This is a genomic window from Hungatella effluvii (genome assembly GCF_003201875.1).
GTDB classification, from domain to species: Bacteria; Bacillota; Clostridia; order Lachnospirales; family Lachnospiraceae; genus Hungatella; species Hungatella effluvii.
Genome location: NZ_QJKD01000013.1, coordinates 80,398 through 99,584 on the forward strand (window position 1 = coordinate 80,398; position 19,187 = coordinate 99,584).

23 protein-coding genes are annotated in these 19,187 nt (G+C 47.1%); 4 read left to right on the forward strand and 19 right to left on the reverse strand.

Annotated features, from left to right (window positions below):
* Nucleotides 1–47: 47 nt before the first annotated feature.
* The 3 genes from DFR60_RS21675 to DFR60_RS31505 all read right to left on the reverse strand — a co-directional run bounded on the left by DFR60_RS21675 (nt 48) and on the right by DFR60_RS31505 (nt 1,821).
* Nucleotides 48–407, reverse strand: coding sequence for a hypothetical protein (locus DFR60_RS21675; protein ID WP_110324763.1), 360 nt, complete (start codon nt 405–407; stop codon nt 48–50).
* Between the two features lie 359 nt (nt 408–766).
* Nucleotides 767–958, reverse strand: coding sequence for a hypothetical protein (locus DFR60_RS21680; RefSeq protein WP_110324764.1), 192 nt, complete (start codon nt 956–958; stop codon nt 767–769).
* A 617-nt stretch (nt 959–1,575) separates the two neighbouring features.
* Nucleotides 1,576–1,821: a M56 family metallopeptidase gene (locus DFR60_RS31505; protein ID WP_110324765.1), complete on the reverse strand. Its 246-nt coding sequence runs from the start codon at nt 1,819–1,821 to the stop codon at nt 1,576–1,578.
* Nucleotides 1,822–1,841: 20 nt separating this feature from the next.
* Between DFR60_RS31505 and DFR60_RS30990 the strand changes: the two genes are divergently transcribed.
* Nucleotides 1,842–2,573, forward strand: a complete 732-nt coding sequence (locus DFR60_RS30990; protein WP_243005140.1) for a hypothetical protein — start codon at nt 1,842–1,844, stop codon at nt 2,571–2,573.
* 20 nt (nt 2,574–2,593) lie between these two features.
* Here the strand turns inward: DFR60_RS30990 and DFR60_RS21700 are convergent, their stop codons facing one another.
* The 6 genes from DFR60_RS21700 to purE all read right to left on the reverse strand — a co-directional run bounded on the left by DFR60_RS21700 (nt 2,594) and on the right by purE (nt 8,214).
* Entirely contained in the window at nt 2,594–3,604 is a 1,011-nt protein-coding gene (locus DFR60_RS21700; RefSeq protein ID WP_110324766.1) for a virulence RhuM family protein, read from the reverse strand.
* A 237-nt stretch (nt 3,605–3,841) separates the two neighbouring features.
* A complete protein-coding gene (locus DFR60_RS21705; protein WP_110324767.1) occupies nt 3,842–4,459 on the reverse strand; it encodes a GNAT family N-acetyltransferase in 618 nt (205 codons plus the stop codon).
* A gap of 153 nt (nt 4,460–4,612) precedes the next feature.
* Complete coding sequence (gene purD / locus DFR60_RS21710; protein ID WP_110324768.1) at nt 4,613–5,896, reverse strand: phosphoribosylamine--glycine ligase; 1,284 nt, start codon at nt 5,894–5,896, stop codon at nt 4,613–4,615.
* Nucleotides 5,897–5,942: 46 nt separating this feature from the next.
* Nucleotides 5,943–6,542 (reverse strand): phosphoribosylglycinamide formyltransferase, encoded by a 600-nt coding sequence (purN, locus tag DFR60_RS21715; RefSeq protein ID WP_110324769.1) that lies wholly within the window; start codon nt 6,540–6,542, stop codon nt 5,943–5,945.
* Complete coding sequence (gene purM / locus DFR60_RS21720) at nt 6,536–7,561, reverse strand: phosphoribosylformylglycinamidine cyclo-ligase (protein WP_110324770.1); 1,026 nt, start codon at nt 7,559–7,561, stop codon at nt 6,536–6,538. The genes purN and purM overlap by 7 nt, the downstream gene beginning before the upstream one ends.
* Nucleotides 7,562–7,695: 134 nt before the next feature.
* Entirely contained in the window at nt 7,696–8,214 is a 519-nt protein-coding gene (purE, locus tag DFR60_RS21725) for a 5-(carboxyamino)imidazole ribonucleotide mutase (protein ID WP_110324771.1), read from the reverse strand.
* Nucleotides 8,215–8,482: 268 nt separating this feature from the next.
* On the opposite strand from purE, the gene DFR60_RS21730 reads away from it, so the two are divergent.
* Together DFR60_RS21730 and DFR60_RS21735 are read left to right on the forward strand one after the other, a co-directional pair.
* Entirely contained in the window at nt 8,483–8,680 is a 198-nt protein-coding gene (locus DFR60_RS21730) for a helix-turn-helix transcriptional regulator (protein ID WP_002600271.1), read from the forward strand.
* A 3-nt stretch (nt 8,681–8,683) separates the two neighbouring features.
* Nucleotides 8,684–9,172 carry a hypothetical protein gene (locus DFR60_RS21735; protein ID WP_110324772.1) on the forward strand — a complete coding sequence of 163 codons (489 nt, stop codon included), beginning with the start codon at nt 8,684–8,686 and terminating at the stop codon, nt 9,170–9,172.
* 141 nt (nt 9,173–9,313) lie between these two features.
* On the opposite strand, the gene DFR60_RS21740 is transcribed toward DFR60_RS21735, so the two are convergent.
* From DFR60_RS21740 to pyrF, 8 genes are read right to left on the reverse strand one after another with little or no spacing between them, the layout of a single operon-like run.
* A complete protein-coding gene (locus tag DFR60_RS21740) occupies nt 9,314–11,422 on the reverse strand; it encodes an aminopeptidase (RefSeq protein WP_110324773.1) in 2,109 nt (702 codons plus the stop codon).
* Between the two features lie 2 nt (nt 11,423–11,424).
* Nucleotides 11,425–11,745: a DUF6142 family protein gene (locus DFR60_RS21745; RefSeq protein ID WP_243005141.1), complete on the reverse strand. Its 321-nt coding sequence runs from the start codon at nt 11,743–11,745 to the stop codon at nt 11,425–11,427.
* Nucleotides 11,714–12,205, reverse strand: a complete 492-nt coding sequence (locus DFR60_RS21750; protein WP_110324775.1) for a VanZ family protein — start codon at nt 12,203–12,205, stop codon at nt 11,714–11,716. The genes DFR60_RS21745 and DFR60_RS21750 overlap by 32 nt, the downstream gene beginning before the upstream one ends.
* A gap of 11 nt (nt 12,206–12,216) precedes the next feature.
* The gene (locus tag DFR60_RS30490; protein WP_002600276.1) at nt 12,217–12,366 is read right to left on the reverse strand and encodes a hypothetical protein; all 150 of its coding nucleotides are present in this window, start codon (nt 12,364–12,366) and stop codon (nt 12,217–12,219) included.
* Nucleotides 12,367–12,378: 12 nt separating this feature from the next.
* Nucleotides 12,379–13,053, reverse strand: coding sequence for an orotate phosphoribosyltransferase (gene pyrE / locus DFR60_RS21755; protein ID WP_025529316.1), 675 nt, complete (start codon nt 13,051–13,053; stop codon nt 12,379–12,381).
* 27 nt (nt 13,054–13,080) lie between these two features.
* Nucleotides 13,081–13,983, reverse strand: coding sequence for a dihydroorotate dehydrogenase (locus DFR60_RS21760; protein ID WP_002600278.1), 903 nt, complete (start codon nt 13,981–13,983; stop codon nt 13,081–13,083).
* Nucleotides 13,983–14,759: a dihydroorotate dehydrogenase electron transfer subunit gene (locus DFR60_RS21765; protein ID WP_110324776.1), complete on the reverse strand. Its 777-nt coding sequence runs from the start codon at nt 14,757–14,759 to the stop codon at nt 13,983–13,985. The genes DFR60_RS21760 and DFR60_RS21765 overlap by 1 nt, the downstream gene beginning before the upstream one ends.
* An 8-nt stretch (nt 14,760–14,767) precedes the next feature.
* Entirely contained in the window at nt 14,768–15,685 is a 918-nt protein-coding gene (pyrF, locus tag DFR60_RS21770; protein ID WP_110324777.1) for an orotidine-5'-phosphate decarboxylase, read from the reverse strand.
* Between the two features lie 240 nt (nt 15,686–15,925).
* Between pyrF and DFR60_RS21775 the strand changes: the two genes are divergently transcribed.
* Nucleotides 15,926–16,339, forward strand: a complete 414-nt coding sequence (locus DFR60_RS21775; protein WP_002600281.1) for an Hsp20/alpha crystallin family protein — start codon at nt 15,926–15,928, stop codon at nt 16,337–16,339.
* Nucleotides 16,340–16,514: 175 nt separating this feature from the next.
* On the opposite strand, the gene DFR60_RS21780 is transcribed toward DFR60_RS21775, so the two are convergent.
* Nucleotides 16,515–17,279 (reverse strand): nitroreductase family protein, encoded by a 765-nt coding sequence (locus DFR60_RS21780; RefSeq protein ID WP_002600282.1) that lies wholly within the window; start codon nt 17,277–17,279, stop codon nt 16,515–16,517.
* Nucleotides 17,280–17,298: 19 nt separating this feature from the next.
* Nucleotides 17,299–19,080 (reverse strand): oligoendopeptidase F, encoded by a 1,782-nt coding sequence (pepF, locus tag DFR60_RS21785; RefSeq protein ID WP_110324778.1) that lies wholly within the window; start codon nt 19,078–19,080, stop codon nt 17,299–17,301.
* Nucleotides 19,081–19,187: the final 107 nt, after the last annotated feature.

A 19,187-nucleotide genomic window follows, 5' to 3' on the forward strand; every position in this document is an offset into this window, starting at 1 on the left:
GTCCGATTTCGTGTTTTCCTAAGTATTCCAGGTACTTTTAATAAAAACTATGACTTTTCAGCTTGAAACATCTGATCACGGTAGTCAATCGCTTCATCAAATATCGCTTCAATCCGGTCGACCAGGCCGGTATCCCCTTTAAATGTGCTGCGTATGATAGGTAACTTCTCTCTCATCGCTGCGAGATTGCGTTTGGAACTTTCTACCGTCTCGCCCTCCAAGACATCATCCTTTGACGTGATCGCCAGCAGTAAATCCGCCCGTGCCGCCTGCTGGGTACGCCGGGCGGTATTCGCACCTGTGCTCCTCAACATGATAAGAGCAGCAATACTTGCCGCCATTGAGATAGCAATAATCAAAGCATTGGAAATCAACAGCCTTGTTTGCATTTTCGTGTTTTTCAGCATTGGAACTCTCCACTCTCTTATGTAGTAACTCAGTGCAACCATCAAGTAAGGCCGTCCGGGACGGCCTCGTTTTTTGCATGGTAAGCAAGAAATGTAGCTGAACTGAATATCGGCTTTTCTGGCTGTGAATTTTCATAAAGTTTTATGCTTTCGTATTATTTGTTCGCATATATAGTCGCGGTATAATTTCGCAGGAGCGTAAAAATGGTCAGATCATCCTTGTTCACAATAGTTTCTTTTGCTAATTATTATATAGTATTCTATGTAAAAACGCAATAAGGTCTTGGAAGCTGTTTCCAATTTGTAACGATAAATGTTACTGTTCAGAGGTAACATAAATCACATCGGCAAAGTGAAAATCAAGAAATGATATCTTTTGTGGCTGCATTTAGGAACTCAGCAAATAAGGTGAATATCTTTTTCTGCTGGGTTCTATACATCTTGAAGCATCCACAATCGTACCTGTCAGATGAATTTATGGGGACAACGTGCCACATCTTTCTTTGTTTCTCCTGCGTTTTCCAGGAGTTATACACCGTCATTTTTAACACTTCACATACCTCCTCTTAGAATAGTCCTCCGCATGTGCCGCCTCTATGATTTACCGTATTTGCTGGAATTTCTGCGGTTCTAACCGGTAAAGCTTAGAACAGTTTCTATGGAGTCAAGTCCATTTATCCATTTTCTCAAAATAATAATTCAGGACATTTTCCTCCTTAAAAAGCAGCCTTCGGCCCGTGAATACATAAGCATTCTGGCCTTTTTTGAAATCCTTAATATTCATTTTATATCCTTTCTCTGCTCGTTTTCATATCACTATCACAGAAATGATAGGGGTAGATATTAGAAATATAGGTATCATTTGAATAGTCTCTGGGTAAATTTCTTCCGTATCGCGGAAAAGGCAAAAAAACATGGGGGTTTCTCCTCATTAATTCACAAAATAAGAAGCCCCATATAAGAACTTCTTTCTCATATAATTTATTACGCCCAATCTTCTATCTGTAATCCGGGGATACATGCAAACCTTCATAATTATCGTAAACCGTAATCCTCTGACGCAGGGCCTCGTGTACCTGCTTATCTAAGATGTGATTTATATAGAGTTCTCCCACGAGGATTAGACTGAAGCAGTTTAAGGAATCATAGCTGTGGTTCACCAGCATTTTCAGATCACGGTCCCTTTTATTAACTTGTAATTTTTATCTGAAAAAGCATTAACAGATATTGTACTGGCTGGAATATCGCGAGCTAGTTTGACAATCAGATGCACATATACAGCGCGTTGTTCTTTATTAATTACAGCAGACATGTTTCGATCGCAGGTACATTCGCAAAACTCACAAAACTTCTTTGTGTAAAAATAGATGATCGGGTTAAACCAATGTAGCTTTTGTATAAACGTAAGCAACATTATAAAAAAATAAGACCGGTATGTTCCGTGCCATCCAGGAGCGGGTATTATTATACCGGGAGAAGAAGCCGCCGCTGGTCCTGGCGATTGACGAAACGCAGTACCTATCACCAGCCGTTACCTATGGGGCTGCCAATGAAATAGTTAGTACACAAAATCATCTTGTTGCTCAATTTGCATCTGCTGATCTAAATGAAATAAACAATAACGCTTCTAGCGTTCTAAAAGTACAAAGTGAAAGTAATAATACCTCTACAAACTTAGGAACGTTAAGTGTAAGAGGCAGTAATCAAGTTGACTTTATGGTACCCGGACAGGGATCCGTAAAGTTTAATTCAGTATCTTTGCAAAGCGGTTCCTCAATACGCGTACTAATTGGTGCCGATAATACCTCGGATAAGTTTGAGGTAAGAGTTTTAGACAGTAATGGATATGGTAGCAAGTTTATCTCTGATTCAGGATCGGTCAACGGCACAATTGACATAGACACTGCCGGAAACACTTTTTGGTTATCACATTTCCCCTTTAATTACAGCAAAACCCCGGTTCAAAATCCTCGAACCGGGGTATGTCATCCACACTTTGCCATTTTCAGCCTCATAAAACACAGCCGAAAAAGCATGATTTTAGCTCATTTTCAGCCTCAAATCCACCATATCTTGTGGTTTCACTCACTTATTTCTTCAAATACCACAAGTGTCATCCAAATGACTGCTTACACCTCTGGTGATTGGATGAAATGGATATTTTAATTATTAGCAGTCTATATCTACTACAAATCAACTTTCATTACCAACTTATCAAAATCTGACTCATATAATTGATCTTGTATCACCCTGTATTTTTCAAATTCACTTTCTGCAAATGCTTTTGCAATTTCATGTGTAACTTTACCTTTGTCCATCAAAATATCCTCATCATTCATTTTCAGAAAAACTTCCAGCTTAGATGCCCAATCCTCCATTGTCATAGGAATGCGCTTTTTGGCCTGCCTTTCTGCATAATCCAGATACATTGATACAAACTGATTCAAATCTTGTAGCTCATTCTGAGACAAATAGTTCTTCGCCACGCTTACATCTGCTTTAACAATCTTTCCACCTGGTGCATTTTTCCATGTGGTCAGCCCCATATGTTCCTTTTTATGATCCGCCCTCTCGACAATAACCTCCGCAGCAGTATGACCATGAATCGCATGATGCAGTTTGTTCTGCACAGTCTTAAAGAACTCCTTTGTAGTAACTGCATCTTTTGAATAATCGACTGCGGTAGCGTAGATATCGGTTATCTTTTGATAGAATTTTCGCTCACTGGCGCGGATTTCCCTGATCTCATCCAGTAAATATTCAAAATATTCCTCGTCAAATATTTGCCCATTTTCTAATCTTTTCTTATCAAGCACATATCCTTGTACTGTGTACGTTTTTAATACCTTCGTTGCCCATTGACGAAATTGCGTTGCTCGCAGGGAATTAACACGATAGCCTACAGAGATTATTGCATCTAAGCCATAAAACTTTGTATTATATTGTTTTCCATCCGAGCCAGTATGTCGGAAATTCCGACATACTGAATTTTCCTCCAACTCCCCTTCATCAAAAATATGTTTCAGGTGCTCCGTAATCGTGCTTCTTCCTTTATCAAAAAGCTTTGCAATTGCATCCTGAGTAAGCCAGACATCCTCATCCTGAACACGAACTTCTATAGAATCTTCTGAATTCTGCTTTGTAAATACTAAAAAATCCACAGTGCTGTTTCTAATCTGGAATTTCTTATCGGCCATTCAATCACCTCTTTTTTCTTTCCCCGTTAAGCTATTTTAACATGTCGAACAAATGTTTGCAACATAAAAAGCGCCCATTTTCTGAGCGCTTTTTACTACTTTTTGCTATATAGCATTACATCTTAATTGTACACCAAGCGAGGTCTATTTCATCCAATCAACTCTGGCGATTGGATGTTTTAGATATTTTATTTACATTTTTCCGCTTCGCCCCTCCGTTTTTTCTGCATTACAGACCTACTCGATATCTTTACATATCACTTTATAGTGAGCAATGAATCTTTCTCCGGCAATATTTTCCATCTCAGGGTGCAAATTAATTAACCGTTCATAATTCTCACCCTCTTTTTCTTTTAATTGATTCAAAAAAGCCTGATACTCACTTGGCTCTTTTCCAATAAATGTTGCACCTAATTTTTGAAACAATCCCAAACTTGGTTCATTATTTGAATAAATTCGTGCCAGAAAATAATCTATCTTGCTTATACTGGATACTTGACACATAAATAATCGCAGAGCATTATATGCTACCCCCTGTCTCTGATATCTTTGAACAACGTCAATCCCTAGTTCCGGAGTCTTGGAATTGAGTTCACGCAATGTAATATTTCCTACATAGGCGCCGTCTTTCTTCAATATAACCGAAACACGAATAGCGTCTTCACTTTGCTCTTCCACCCATATCTTTTCAAAATATTTTCGGAAAATGGTCTCTTCCATCCGACCCTTTACTATAGATATTTCAGAAAATAGATTATAGTAAACCTCTTTGTCCTCCGAAAGTTGTTTTCTTAACATATATTGCGTGTTTTCTGCAAGTACATTTCTGTCATTAAAATAATATGATTTATCCATAACTCTCCTCCCTTCTGCTTCTCTACTCTGTAAATACTAAACTATTTTACCATACCGAAACAAACGCTTGCAACGCAAAAGACGCCCACTTTCGGAGCGTCTTTTAAGGCTTTTACTATATCATATTATTTCTCCAACTGACACAACTTGACTTTATTCGACAATCAACTCATCAATCGCCTTCCCAATATCATCCCTCATATACTTATTCCCAAATTCAATCCACTCTGTCGCCCGATACGCATTCTCCCGCGCCAGCTTGAGATTCTCCCCCTTTGCCGTCACACCCAGCACACGTCCGCCGTTAGTCACGATTCTGCCTTCGTCGTCGAACTTCGTTCCGGCGTGGAACACGTAGTATCCGTCATGATCCTTAAAATTCTCAAATCCGCTGATCGGATATCCTTTTTCGTAGTGCTCCGGATACCCCTCGGAAGCCAGCACAACGCAGACCGCCGCGTTATCCTCAAACTCCAGTTGGATCTGATCCAGCGTGCCGTCCACACAGGCCTCGAACACTTCCACGATATCATTCTTCATACGCGGCAGTACGACCTGAGTCTCCGGATCCCCGAATCTCGCATTGTATTCCAGGACCTTTGGCCCCTTCTCCGTAAGCATCAGACCGAAGAAAATGATTCCCTTAAACGGTCTTCCCTCGGCTTTCATCGCATCCACAGTAGCCTGATACACGTATTTCCGACAGAATTCATCCACCTCTTCCGTATAGAACGGGCTCGGGGAAAAGGTTCCCATACCGCCGGTATTAAGTCCCTGATCTCCATTCTTCGCCCGCTTGTGATCCTGAGCCGAAGTCATGATCCTGATCGTATCTCCATCCACAAAAGACAACACGGATACTTCACGGCCGGTCATAAACTCCTCCACCACGATCCGGTCACCGGCGGAGCCGAACTGCTTATCCAGCATCAGCGTCTTGACGCCTTCCTTCGCCTCTTCCCTGGTATTGCAGATTAAAACACCTTTTCCAAGAGCGAGGCCATCCGCTTTCAATACGATGGGCATTTCGGCCGTTTCCAGATACAGAAGCGCCGCCTCCGGGGTATCAAAGGTCTCATAGCCTGCCGTCGGAATCTTATATTTCTTCATCAGATCCTTGGAAAATGCCTTGGAGCCTTCCAGAATCGCCGCATTCTTTCTCGGTCCAAATACGCGGAGTCCTTCCTTCTCGAATACATCCACGATGCCGCCCACCAGCGGATCATCCATACCAATCACAGTTAAGTCCACCTGGTGTTCCTTCGCAAACGCTGCCATTTTGTCGAACTCCATGGCGCCGATCGGCACGCATTCCGCAAATTCAGCAATTCCCGCATTGCCCGGAGCACAGTAAATCTTATCCACCTTCGCGCTCTTTGCCACCTTCCACGCGATCGCATGCTCTCTTCCGCCGCTTCCTACAATCAGTACCTTCATCATCCGCCTCCTGATATTCTAATAAGTAAGTCTGTTTTTACAAATATCAATTATTTGGTTGGCCGTTTGCAATCAGCTGGATGGCCTGCGGCAGGATAACCCACTCCGCCTCTTCCATCACACGCCGCTGCAGAATCTCCGGCGTATCCCCGTCCTTCACCTCTACAGCCTTCTGTAAAAGGATGGGGCCGCTGTCCACGCCTTCGTCCACGTAGTGTACCGTTGCACCGGTAACCTTTACGCCCCGCTTTAACGCCGCCTCGTGAACCTTTAAACCGTAATAGCCCACGCCGCAGAAAGAGGGGATCAGTGATGGATGGATGTTAATGATACGGTTCTTATATTTCCTGGTCATAGCCTCCGGAATCGTTACGAGGAAACCGGCCAGCACGATCAGATCCAGCTTGTATTCATCTATCTTTGCCAGAAATGCCTCATTAAACGCCTCTCTGGTTTCAAACTCCTTCGGAGAAATGGCGACATCCCTGATTCCATGATTCCTCGCCCGTTCCAGCGCATACGCGTTACGGTTGTTGCTGATTACCACTTCCACGCTTACGTTGGTGAGATGGCCGTCGTCCATCCTGTCTAAGATGGCCTGAAGATTCGTGCCGCCGCCGGATACGAGAATGCCGACTCTCAGCATAAGGTCACTCCCTTTTCTCCTGCCTCCGCATAACCGATTACGTACGGAATCTCGCCAGCCTCACGGACGGCCTCCATGGCTGTATCTACTTGAGAAGGATCGACCGCCAGAACCATGCCGATACCCATGTTATAGGTATTGTACATCATTTCCTCTTCAATACTGCCCTTCTCAGCCAGAAGCTTAAAGATCGCCGGTACCTCGTAACTGTCCTTTTTGATGACTGCTCTGACACCGTCCGGAAGCATACGCGGAATGTTTTCATAGAAGCCGCCGCCCGTCACGTGGCTGCATGCCTTGATCGTAACGCCGCTGTCCTTCACGCTCTTTAAGGCTTTCACATAAATCTTGGTCGGAGCGATCAGTGTCTCTCCTAAAGTTCCGCCCAGTTCATCGTAATACGTATCAAGGCTCTCCTTTGTCATCTCAAATACCTTACGTACGAGAGAGAAGCCATTGCTGTGCACACCGGAAGAAGCCATGCCGATTAACACATCGCCTGCTTTTAAGTCTTTTCCTGTGATCAGGTTCTTTTCATCGACAACTCCGACCGCAAAACCGGCCAGATCATACTCGTCCTCCGGATAGAAGCCTGGCATCTCGGCTGTCTCGCCGCCGATTAAGGCCGCGCCGGCCTGTTTGCAGCCGTCCGCTACGCCGCCGACGATCTCAGCAATCTTTTCCGGAAAATTCTTTCCGCAGGCAATGTAATCCAGAAAGAATAAAGGTTCTCCGCCTGCGCAGGCAATGTCGTTGACACACATGGCAACACAGTCAATGCCCACGGTATCATGCTTATCCATAAGAAATGCAAGCTTCAGCTTCGTACCTACGCCATCGGTGCCGGAAACCAGAGTCGGTTTCTCCATATCCTTAAATGCACTCATGGAAAATGCTCCCGAAAAGCCGCCGATTCCACCTAACACCTCCGGTCTCATGGTTCCCTTCACGTGTTCCTTCATCAACTCTACTGACTTATATCCAGCCTCAATATCCACACCGGCATTCTTGTAATCCATTTCTCTTCCTCCTCGTTATGAGCACTTAGCGCCTGTATTTCAGGCGCTTACGTACGATACATGTCACTGGCACTTAGTGAGGTTTCTCACGAACTTAGTGCAGTGGCTCGTTATGAGCACTTAGTGACTCTGTCTTATTTCTTCATCTGCGCAAGATATTCCTTGTATCCGATCTGATCCAGTTTGTCCGCTTTCTTCACCACATCATTCTTTAAATTCTCAGAATACTCCTTTAATCTGCCGAGCAGAGCCTCGTCGGACGTAGAAAGAATCTTAGCCGCAAGAATTCCCGCGTTTGTTCCTCCGTTAATTGCAACTGTGGCAACCGGAATACCGGATGGCATCTGTACGATGGAATAGAGGGAATCCACGCCGCCGAGATCGGAAGTCTTCATCGGAATTCCAATAACCGGCATCGGAAAAAGTGCTGCGCACATACCCGGAAGATGAGCCGCCTTGCCGGCTCCCGCGATAATCACCTTTACTCCTCTTGCCTCTGCTGTCTTTGCATAATCAAAGAATATATCAGGCTCTCTGTGAGCCGAAATAACCGTAATCTCAAAATCAACACCCAGTTTCTCAAGAACGTCCGCGGCCTGCGCCATAACAGGCATATCGGAATCACTACCCATAACAATTGCTGCCTTTGCCATAGTAAATCTCCTTTCATTATTAACGGTTATGTTTCTCATTAGTTATATTAATATATAAAGCTCATAAATCAGTATTTACTTATAATTATAATACTAGCTTTTTATGTTCCCGTCAATAATTTTCTTGAAAATCCTCGTATATAAAATAATGTAAAACTTCCTTTACAAAAATTGTAAAATGCACTTTACTTTTAATGTAAAGCGTGCTATACTATAAATGTAAAGGGAACATTACTTTTAAGAAAAAAGAAAAGGAAGTGTTGTGTAAGTGAAAACAAGAATACAGGAGCTGAGAAAGCAATCGCGAATCACGCAGGAAGAACTGGCGGATGCTCTGGGCGTAACGAGACAGACGATCATCTCCCTGGAAAACGGCAAGTATAATGCCTCTCTCCAGCTGGCCCACAAAATTGCAGTATATTTTCACATGAACATTGAAGAAATATTCTTATTCGAGGAGGAATAAACTATGTTGCTGAACAATTTTTTTATTGATAATCCGATTAATTTTGAGAAGAGATGCAAGACCAGAATCATCGCCAGCTGCCTTCTTCTGGTGCTGGGCGCAGTCACGATCGCCCTGTCCTTCCTGGCAGGCGACCATATTCCCGTGCTGTACATGACCGCCGACCACTATGACTTCATCCCGGGCTTCTATATGGGAACCGGATTCGGACTGCTTTTCGCCGCCATCGCTACGATCATCAAAAATGTCCGTTATTTAAAGAAACCAGACTTAAAGAAAGAGCGGGAAATCTATGAGACGGACGAGAGGAACCGTATGCTGGGGCTGCGCAGCTGGGCTTACGCCGGATATGCCATGCTGTTCATACTTTACATCGGAATCCTGGTCAGCGGTTTCATCAGTATCATTATACTTAAGACACTCCTGGTAATCCTGGCTGTCTATGTACTGGTCCTGTTTATCTTTCGAATGATACTGCAGAAAACAATGTAAGGAAAAAACACAGAATACGCCGTCGGGCCTGACCCTTCGGCACATTCTGTGTTTTTATTTAAGCTCTAAAATTCATAACGCAAATTCTATCTCCCATTTTCTGCATTTCTTTGAGTCCATGCCCGGTAGTTTCTTCCGCGTTCAGTCCAGCGGAACATTCAGCTCCTCCACTCCCGGAAGTACGAATCTTCCGTCGGCGATAATCGAAATCCTGCTGCCGTCCGCCCGCACCGCGTCGATCGTATCCAGCTCCGAATAAGGAATCGTGATATCCGTGTGGCAGCTGAAATACGCCTTCGATAAATCTTCCTTCCTCAAAATGGATATCTCGTTGTCTCTGGCTATAATTTCCTTGCCGTTGGGATTATACACGGCGCTGTCCTCGGCCCAGCTGTAGCACGTATCGCCGACCGCGAAATGCGGTCCCATCTTTTCCACGATCAGAATCGGAAGCCTGTCAAGAATTCCGTATTTCCCGGCCATGGCGTACGCCGTCGTATTCGTTCCGATGGCGAACTCTCCCATGGGAAGCGTGTCGTGGTTCTTCAGAATCATCTGTTTTACCAGCGCCTTCCCCTCTTCCGGATTCTCAAAATTATCGCAGGCGTACTCTTTAATCATTCCGTCTTCAAACGTCATAGAGAGATTCTTAAACTGGAAATCCCCGATATACACCGTTCCGACAAACAGAGTCCCCTCCGTTTTGGACAGCTTCGGCGACGTGAACACCTCGCCCAGCGGAATGTTGACATCCGCCACGCAGTTCTCAAAATTCGTCTCCTTTTCCCTGTTTCCCAGCTCATGCAGGCTTACGCGCAGATCGGTCCGGTTGTCTCCCTTTCCCTTCACCTCCACGTAATCCGCCTCATCCAGCGCATCGATGATCGTCTGCTGGATCGTCTTATACTTTTCATAATCCAGCGTATTGATCGCAATGGTCTCCTCGAATATCTTCTCGTAGCGTTCTCTTGCCTGCTCCGGGCTGGAATCACTGCGGCTGTCACGTCCGATCTCAGGAACCGGAAATGCAATGATCGTAAAGCTGGTCTCATCACCCGGCATATATTCGTTGGTAATCACAGCCGTCTCATTGGCTGCCCTGGCGCTCAGCTTTTCCTGTTTTGCGTCCAGGCGGTTGGCCTCCGGCTTATTGACCGGCTGGAAGCCCTCCTGTCCGAAGGTCTCGATCACAGCAGGACCCGCGTAGGCCGCAGCTTCTTTCTTATACTGCTCATAGGCCACCCGCAGAACGGAAGCCTTCCTGTCAGTAAACGCCTTGTTTAAGTAGATAGCCTCGTCGTAGCGATGATCGTACTCAAACTGGCGGTTGGCCGGCGTGCCGTAATAGCCCACCTTTTTGCCAGCCTTCTGATTTACAGACCACACCGCAGAGCGGCAAAGGATCGTATCCAGCCCCATCTCACGGAAGTTTACAATCGCCGCCTTCACCATACGCTCAAAGCCCAGCTCATACCGGATCTGCACCGCGCTCTTCTTTGACAGATCGCGTCCCATCACCTCGAAGCCCTTCCGGTACCCTTCCGTGTAGGTGTCCGCCATAAGCCGCACCGTCTCCTCCGGAAGCGAATTCATAAACTGCGCCACTAGCAGCTCGGATTCGGATATATAATCGCCAAACCGGTATAAATACCGCAGGTCGCTTAAATCGCTGTCCAGGATGATGTCCTTCGCAAAAGTCAGCGTGGGATCCACGCCTTCCCGGATGCGGTATGCCACCGTATAGTCACAGTAATCACTGACAAACCAGTAGAGCACATCCTTAATACTGGCGGCGGAAGGGACCGTATCCTCAAACATATTGTAAATCTCAATCAGTGTTTCATTTAAAATGGTGATATCCGTAAGCCTGTTTTCCGCAGCAAAGATAATATCGCCCCGGATTTCTTTATAAAGGTAGGAAAGCAGCTGTCCATACTCCTCCCCCAGAGCGGAAACAGCGTACTGCGGATTGCCATAGCTGGTCTCATAATTCTCCGGAAGAATGTCCTCATAAAGCCTGTGGTTCCAGTCCTTTAACTCCTTAAGCGGCGCGTTTTCCGCCAGTCCGCCTGCCACCATTTCCCTATAATCGCCGATCATGCCGATAAAGGATGCCATCTTACGGAAATAGGAGCGGTACGGTTCTTCCACCGTCTCCTCGCTCTGGATGGCCTGGAGCCGTTCCATGGAAAGCTGATACCGTTCCATCACACTTTCATTTTCTTCTTTGAATCTGTCACAAACGTTCATTGTCATCCTCCAAATCCAATGATAATCAGAACTGCCCATACAATAACCAGAAGGCCGCTGACGGCCATCCCTATTTTGGACAGTATGTACTTCTTTTCCTTTTCCAAAAAAGAAAGCGCCCCATAAATCAGAGAGACTATGGCAATCAGGAAGCTGCAGAAGCACACCGCGGCCACATTAAGCTCCGCGTTCCCTGCCGTCATGACCGAGCTCGCCACACCGATGACCGCAAGAATCAAAGCGGCGACAGCAAGCCCAAGGGCCATGAAGCTTCTCCTCGCAAATGGTTTCCTAATGTAGGATACTTTTTTCTGCTGCTGCACGCCGCTTCCTCCTCACTCTTATCGTCTGTACAATTTTGTAGAACACAAAGCCGAGTAAACCGCCAAGGGTGTTGAGTATCATATCGTCCACGTCGAAGCTGCCGACCTTCCACACCAGCTGCACCGTCTCGATGCAGAGGCTGAACAGAAAGCTTAACAGCACGGTGTTATACCAGTGACGGCTTCTGCGGCTGATAACCGGAAGAAAAAATCCGAATGGCATAAATCCAACAACATTTCCCACAATATTCAGCAAAAACGACCGGATTCCTACCACGTGCCAGTACACAGTAAAGCGTCTGATCTCCTTGAACGGCACCAGATTATAGGCGTACTCCTCCTGCAGATGGCTTCCCCGGCCAAAGTCCTCAGAGAAGAACAGGAAATACGCCAAAAAAATCAGGTAAACGATAAAAATCACCCAACCCAGCTTTTGTCGTTTTGTTGTATTTTTTATCATAAATGCCCCATTTAAAAAGTGATCTCGGATTTTCTCTTAAGCAGAACAGCGCCATTGATGATAGACATGATTCCAACGCTTAAGCCTGCTACTGTAATAATGATTCCGATTACAATGTTAAGCGCGCCCGCATTTCTCATGGTCTTATAAACTCTCTCCATTTTCAGCTCTCCTTACTTTACGCCGTAGATTTCATAATAGGCGTCAATTGCCGCCTTTAAAGTATCATCAATAATAATCTTTCCGTTATATTCCTTATTATACAGATATTCGATTACTTCTGCCATAGTAACGATGGCTTTTGCGTTGAAACCATACTTGTCATGAATCTCGTCGAGAGCGCTCTTCTCTCCTTTTCCCTTCTCCATACGGTTTAAGGAAACCATCAGGCCAAGAATTGTCACATCACCCTGTGCCTTGATAATTGGAAATGTCTCTTCAATCGATTTGCCGGATGTGGTTACGTCCTCGATGATCACCACGCGGTCGCCGTCCTTAATCGGGCTTCCCAGAAGAATCCCTGCGTCTCCGTGGTCCTTTGCTTCCTTCCGGTTCGAACAGTATCGGATCTCTTTCCCGTATAATTCATGGTAAGCGATGGTGGTCGCCACACTTAACGGAATTCCCTTGTACGCCGGTCCGAACAGCACATCGAAATCATCCCCGAAATTATCATGGATCGCTTTGGCATAATACTCACCCAGCTTCTTTAACTGCGCGCCTGTCACATAGGCTCCCGCATTCATAAAAAATGGAGACTTTCTTCCGCTTTTCAAGGTAAAATCTCCAAACTTCAGCACGCTGCTGTCTACCATAAACTCTATAAATTCCTGCTTATACTGCTCCATCTTATCGTCCTTCCTTTCGCCGGTCTCTTACCGTACGGCTCCGACTAAATCATTGATATCTTCTACGTTATATTTCTTCATATAGCTTTCGATTCCGCTCACAACCTCGGCTGTGGCATACGGATTATGGAAGTTGGCCGTTCCCACAGAAACCGCCGTGGCTCCCGCCAGGATAAATTCCAGCGCATCCTCCGCGTTCATAATGCCGCCCATGCCGATGATGGGGATCTTCACGGCATTTGCCGCCTGATACACCATGCGGACCGCCACCGGCTTCACAGCCGGACCGGATAATCCGCCCGTCTTATTCGCCACCGCGAAAGTTCTGCGGTTTATATCAATCTTCATGCCTGTCAGCGTATTGATCAAAGAGATCACATCGGCGCCGCCCGCCTCCGCCGCCTTCGCCATGACGGTGATATCCGTCACGTTGGGACTCAGCTTCATAATGACCGGCTGCTTTGCATGCTTCTTTACCTCTCTGGTGATGGCCTCCACCGCTTTCGGATCCTGTCCGAAGGCAATGCCGCCTTCCTTTACATTGGGACACGAAATGTTGATCTCCAGCATATCCACCGGTTCATCCCCAAGCCGTTCCACCACTTCCACGTAGTCCTCCGTGGTTCTGCCGCAGACATTAACGATAATCTTCGTATCATACTGCTTTAAAAATGGAATATCGCGCTTTGCAAACACATCGATTCCCGGATTCTGCAGGCCGATGGCATTGATCATGCCGCCGTACGTCTCTGCGATCCTGGGAGTCGGATTGCCGGGCCACGGCACATTGGCCACGCCCTTGGTCACTACTGCGCCCAGACCGTTTAAATCCACCATCTCGCCGTATTCTGCTCCGGATCCGAAGGTACCGGAAGCCGTCATGACCGGATTTTTCAGCTCCACACCGGCTAAGTTTACTTTCATATTCATCAGAGTTCTACCTCCTCTGCCCGAAATACCGGCCCGTCTTTACAGATTCTCGCATTGTGAACCTGGGAGTGTTCGTCCACGTTCTTTGTCTTGCATACGCAGGCCAGACATGCGCCGATTCCGCAGGCCATCTTCTCCTCGAGAGACAGAAAGCAGGTGATGTTCTCCTCGGCGGCATAAGCCTTTAACGCGCGCAGCATAGGAGTCGGACCACAGGCAAAGATTACGTCCGCCTTTAAACCGTGCTCTCTGATGGCATCAATGACATTGCCCTTTGTTCCGGCGCTTCCGTCCTCTGTCGCAAGAACCACTTCCCCGTAAGGGGTGAATTCTTCATTTAAAAACAGGACATCACGATATCCCAAAATCACTTCTTTTTTGCAGTGTAACTGCTTCGCCAGCTCCAGCATGGGAGGAATCCCGATTCCGCCGCCGATTAAGAAGGCAGTCTTTCCCTCTGCTGCTTCCTCCAGCGGGAATCCGTTGCCGAGAGGTCCCATGATATCGACCGTATCTCCCGCCTGGTAACGGGAGAACTCCTCCGTTCCCGCTCCAACGGTCCTGTATACAATCCGCAGCATACCGGTTTCTTTATTCGTCTCACAGATGCTGATCGGGCGCGGAAGCAGTTTTGCTCCGTCCTTTGTATACACAGAAATAAACTGTCCCGGCTTTGCCTGGGCAGCCATCTCCTCCTCCCGGATCCACATGCTGTATACATCTTCTGTCAGCCTTTCCTGACTGTCCACAAAGGCTGTTACTTTTTTCTGCGCCATGATTCCTCCTACAGTACGCTGTTGATATCGGAAACCATGTCGATCACGGCCTGTCTGGACGCTTCACCGAAATGCTCCGCGCCAAACTTCGCGTATTTCTCCTGCTTATAAGCGGCAATGATGCCTCTGGAGGAGTTGACAATGGCGCCGAGTCCGTCTTCATTGAAACAGTACTTTAAGTCCTCAGCGGTGCCGCCCTGCGCACCGTATCCCGGTACCAGAAAGTAGGTATTCGGCATCAGTTTCCTTAAGATTCTGCTCATCTCCGGGTAGGTCGCACCCACTACGGCTCCGACGTTGCTGTAAGCGCCATCCATGCAGTCTGCTCCCCATTCCACTACCTTGTCTGCTACCAGCTCATACAGCGGTCTGCCGCCGATCAGCTGATCCTGGAATTCACCACTGGAAGGGTTGGAGGTCTTTACCAGCACGAAGAGGCCTCTGTCCTCCTCCTTGCAGACATCGACAAACGGTTTTACCCCGTCGGTGCCAAGATATGGATTCACAGTCAGGAAATCGGTACCGAAACCGGTAAGCACGCTGCTCCCCACCTTCACATGGCCGATATGCGCCGTGGCATACGCCGCAGAGGTGGAACCGATGTCCCCTCTCTTCGCATCGCCGATCACGAGAAGTCCCTTCTCCTGACAGTAGTCGACAGTTCTCTTGTATATTTTAAGTCCTTCGATCCCAAACTGCTCATACATGGCGATCTGCGGCTTTACAGATGGAATAATGTCATAGACATGGTCCACGATTTCTTTATTAAACTGCCAGATGGCCTCCGCTGCGCCTTCCAGTGTCTCACCAAACTCATCAAATGCCTTTCTTGTCACATGCTCCGGTATATAGCCAAGCATCGGATCCAGTCCAACACAGATGGGTGCCTTTGTTTTTTGAATCCTCTGAATCAACTGATTAATCATAGTCTCCTCCTTCGTTCCTCACATTTTCTCTATTCTTACCAATTCTATCATAAGTAAGGGGCTGTTTCAAGCGTCTTTCTCGCCGTACCTCCGGTCTATATAAGGTAATAAAAGAAATCGCAAGAAAAATTAGCACTCACCTATTGACAGTGCTAACAATTTGTGTTATATTACACCTAGAACAAATCAAACAACAACACCGCATCAAAAGCGGTGCAGATAAATAAGGAGGAAGAACCTATGTTATTATCCAGAAGAAACAACTTATTCGATGAATTTTTCAACGATCCATTTTTTAACGACTCTGTTCAGAACAGAACAACGCTTATGAGAACCGATATTGAAGATGACGGAACCAATTACATCATCGACGTAGAACTTCCGGGTTACAAAAAGGAGAATGTGCGTGCCGAGTTAAAGGACGGCTATCTGACCATTTTTGCCGAGGCGTCAGGCTCTTCCGAAGACAGCGAGGGCAGAAACTTCCTCCGCAAAGAGCGCTACAGCGGCTCCTGCAAGAGAAGCTTCTACGTTGGATCCCAGTTACGCCAGGAAGACATCAAGGCTGCTTTCGACAACGGAATACTGAAGCTGACCGTTCCGAAGGAAGCTCCGAAGCAGATTGAAGAAAATCACTACATCACCATTGAATAACACATATCCCCGCAGCCCCCTTTAGAATAGAAAATGAGGACAGCCCCCCGGAGCGATCCGTCTGCCGTTTCATAACGGCAGCGATTTCCGAAGGGGCTGTCCCTTTTTTATCTTGATGTCTCGATTTTCTTCTATTATCCATTCTCTGTATCCATGCCTGAAACACAGTCCGGCATTATTCCAGCAGAAATGCAGTTGCCACGTAGGCGCCGCTCTTATAAGACTTCTTTACCATCTGCGCTTCCACTTCGATCTTTAAATTCAGCCACAGCTCCTCCGCCGCGATGGACAGATGAGACAGCATGATTCCCATGCTCAAATCCCTCATCGCCACCATGGTCTGGGACGGGAGAAATTCCTTGCAGGAAAAAATATAGATTCTGTCATGGTAAACAATAAAACGCCAGGGCTGTGTATTCATGGCCGAAGGCGCCAGACGGACGGCTTTCAGGATATTCTTCACCGGCTCGCCGATCTCATCCTTAAACACGCAGAGTTCTTTTAACGGCAGACGCTTTGCCGTAGCCGGATCGCGGTACAGCAGGGATTTGGGGTATCCAAACGCAACGGCTATGGCCGCCTTCATCCCAGCCGGTTCCGCTCCGGGGATGCGGGTGCTGCCGAGATAGCACGTTCCCAGCCCTTTTCCGGTCATATAGAGGAGGACCGGCTCCAGAACATATCCGGCATTCATCATATAGCCTTCCTTATCTTCCGAATAAAACACCAGGTAATACGGCGCTTCCACCTTCCACAGGCCCTTAACGTGAAGGTCTTTCTCTATATTTTCCTTAATCTCCATCTTTATGGAAATCTCCGGGCAGAGCGTCGCCACGCAGCCTGCAAAGGCCAGAATATCCTTTAGCAGCTGCTCCGGTACCGCTTCATATTTAAATTTTCGAATGGATCTTCTCTTGAAGATCATCTGATACAGATTCATCCCTGCTCCCCTCTTTTCGCTACAGCGTCTTATATTCCTCCAGCAGTTCCTTGAATACGGCCAGAGCCTCCCTGATCGGCTGGGCTGTGGACATATCCACGCCGCAGAGCTTTAGAAGTTCGATCGGAGGCATGGAATTGCCGCCGCTTAAGAACTTGAAATAGCCTTCCAGGGCCTTTTCATCACCGGCCAGTATCCTGCTGCTGATCGCCATGGCCGCCGAGAAGCCCGTCGCATACTGATATACGTAAAATGGCGTATAGAAATGAGGGATTCTCGCCCACTCATAATCGATCTCGCTGTCGACCACCATCTCCGGTCCGAAGTATTTTACATTCAGCTCATGGTACAGCCTGCAGAGCAGCTCCGCCGTGAGCGGTTCTCCCGCCTCGCTTCTCCTGTGGGTCTCGGCCTCAAACTCCGCAAACATGGTCTGACGGAACACCGTTCCCCGGAAACTCTCCATAAAATGGTTCAGTAGATACGCCCGCTCCTTTTTATCCTCCGTCACGGCCAGCAGATAACGGTTCAGCAGCGCCTCATTGCACGTGGACGCCACTTCCGCGACGAAAATCTTGTATCCCGCATCTACATAAGGCAGCGCCTGATCGGAAAACCAGGAGTGCAGGGAATGCCCCATCTCATGGGCCAGGGTAAATACGCTGTCTAGAGTGCCGCTGTAATTGAGCAGCACATACGGGTGGGTTCCGTAGACGCCCCAGGAGTACGCGCCGCTGCGTTTTCCTTCATTCTCATAGACATCGATCCAGCGGTTGTCAAAGCCTTCCTGTAAAAGGGACAGATACTTCTCTCCCAGCGGAGCCAGGCCCTTTTTCACCATCTCCCTCGCCTCTTCATAGGGAATCCGGCTGTCGTCACGGCTGACCATGGGCGTATACAAATCGTACATGTGGATCTCATCCAGCCCCAGCACGTTCTTTCTGACGGCGACGTAATCATGGAGCAGTGGTAAGCCTTCTGAAATCGCCGCCACCAGATTGTCGTAGACGCTCTCGGGCACCTCGTTCTCCGCCAGATAATAGGCGCGGCTGGAGGCGTAATTTCTGGTCCTCGCATAGAAGGAGGCCTGCTTTACGTTTGCCGCGAACGTCGCAGCCAGCGTATTGGCGAACTGGCCGTAGACGCTGTACATGGACTGAAATGCTTCTTTTCTCACACGGCGGTCCCGGTTCTCCATGAGCGGAATATACGTTCCGTGGGTGACGGGAATTTCCTTTCCCTCACTGTCTGTGATGGACGGAAATTTCACATCCGCGTTATTAAACATGTTAAAAATATCGGAAGGGCTCTGGGTCGCTTCCATGGACCTTGCCAGAAGCTGTTCCATTCCTGCAGAAAGCGTGTGCGCCTTCTTCTTCATGATGATTTCAAATGTGCGGGCGTACCGGCGGAGCTCCTTCACCGTGCAGATCAAACCGTTCAGCACAGACTCATCCATGGCCAGAATCTCCGGAACAATATAAGACGAAAGTCCCGCCGCCTTATAGGAGAGCGCCTGGGCTCTTGCCGAAAAATCCTGATACTTCGCCTTTGCCGTATCCTCATCGGATTTCTCTCTTCCGTATACAAACAGCCTCTCAATCTTCAGTGAAATGTCTTCATCGAATTTCAAACACTGAAACAGCACCTCGCCGGATTCGGCCAGATGTCCTTCAAACTCCTTATAACCGGCCAGTTCTCTCTCAGTCTCGAGAAACAGCGTTTCCCAAGCTTCATCGGACGGCAGAATATCCGCCAGGTTCCAGGTATCACACACCGGTATCTCATCTCTCTTTTTCAAAATAATCCCTCCACTATATCCACTGGTTTTATTCTATCACCCATATTTCAAAGAAACAATCAGCAATATGGAAAATATTTGATTGAAATCACATGGTTTCTTGTACT

Coding starts and splice junctions, on each gene's coding strand:
- purN (WP_110324769.1), bottom strand. CDS start 6,542: ATGCTGAGAGTCGGCATTCTCGTATCCGGCGGCGGCACGAATCTTCAG.
- purD (WP_110324768.1), bottom strand. CDS start 5,896: ATGAAGGTACTGATTGTAGGAAGCGGCGGAAGAGAGCATGCGATCGCG.
- DFR60_RS21740 (WP_110324773.1), bottom strand. CDS start 11,422: ATGAACGTTTGTGACAGATTCAAAGAAGAAAATGAAAGTGTGATGGAA.
- DFR60_RS21735 (WP_110324772.1), top strand. CDS start 8,684: ATGTTGCTGAACAATTTTTTTATTGATAATCCGATTAATTTTGAGAAG.
- purE (WP_110324771.1), bottom strand. CDS start 8,214: ATGGCAAAGGCAGCAATTGTTATGGGTAGTGATTCCGATATGCCTGTT.
- DFR60_RS21675 (WP_110324763.1), bottom strand. CDS start 407: ATGCTGAAAAACACGAAAATGCAAACAAGGCTGTTGATTTCCAATGCT.
- DFR60_RS31505 (WP_110324765.1), bottom strand. CDS start 1,821: ATGTTGCTTACGTTTATACAAAAGCTACATTGGTTTAACCCGATCATC.
- pyrF (WP_110324777.1), bottom strand. CDS start 15,685: ATGATTAATCAGTTGATTCAGAGGATTCAAAAAACAAAGGCACCCATC.
- DFR60_RS21780 (WP_002600282.1), bottom strand. CDS start 17,279: ATGAATCTGTATCAGATGATCTTCAAGAGAAGATCCATTCGAAAATTT.
- DFR60_RS21775 (WP_002600281.1), top strand. CDS start 15,926: ATGTTATTATCCAGAAGAAACAACTTATTCGATGAATTTTTCAACGAT.
- DFR60_RS21760 (WP_002600278.1), bottom strand. CDS start 13,983: ATGAATATGAAAGTAAACTTAGCCGGTGTGGAGCTGAAAAATCCGGTC.
- purM (WP_110324770.1), bottom strand. CDS start 7,561: ATGGATTACAAGAATGCCGGTGTGGATATTGAGGCTGGATATAAGTCA.
- DFR60_RS30490 (WP_002600276.1), bottom strand. CDS start 12,366: ATGGAGAGAGTTTATAAGACCATGAGAAATGCGGGCGCGCTTAACATT.
- DFR60_RS21750 (WP_110324775.1), bottom strand. CDS start 12,205: ATGATAAAAAATACAACAAAACGACAAAAGCTGGGTTGGGTGATTTTT.
- DFR60_RS21765 (WP_110324776.1), bottom strand. CDS start 14,759: ATGGCGCAGAAAAAAGTAACAGCCTTTGTGGACAGTCAGGAAAGGCTG.
- DFR60_RS21700 (WP_110324766.1), bottom strand. CDS start 3,604: ATGGCCGATAAGAAATTCCAGATTAGAAACAGCACTGTGGATTTTTTA.
- pyrE (WP_025529316.1), bottom strand. CDS start 13,053: ATGGAGCAGTATAAGCAGGAATTTATAGAGTTTATGGTAGACAGCAGC.
- DFR60_RS21705 (WP_110324767.1), bottom strand. CDS start 4,459: ATGGATAAATCATATTATTTTAATGACAGAAATGTACTTGCAGAAAAC.
- DFR60_RS30990 (WP_243005140.1), top strand. CDS start 1,842: ATGTTCCGTGCCATCCAGGAGCGGGTATTATTATACCGGGAGAAGAAG.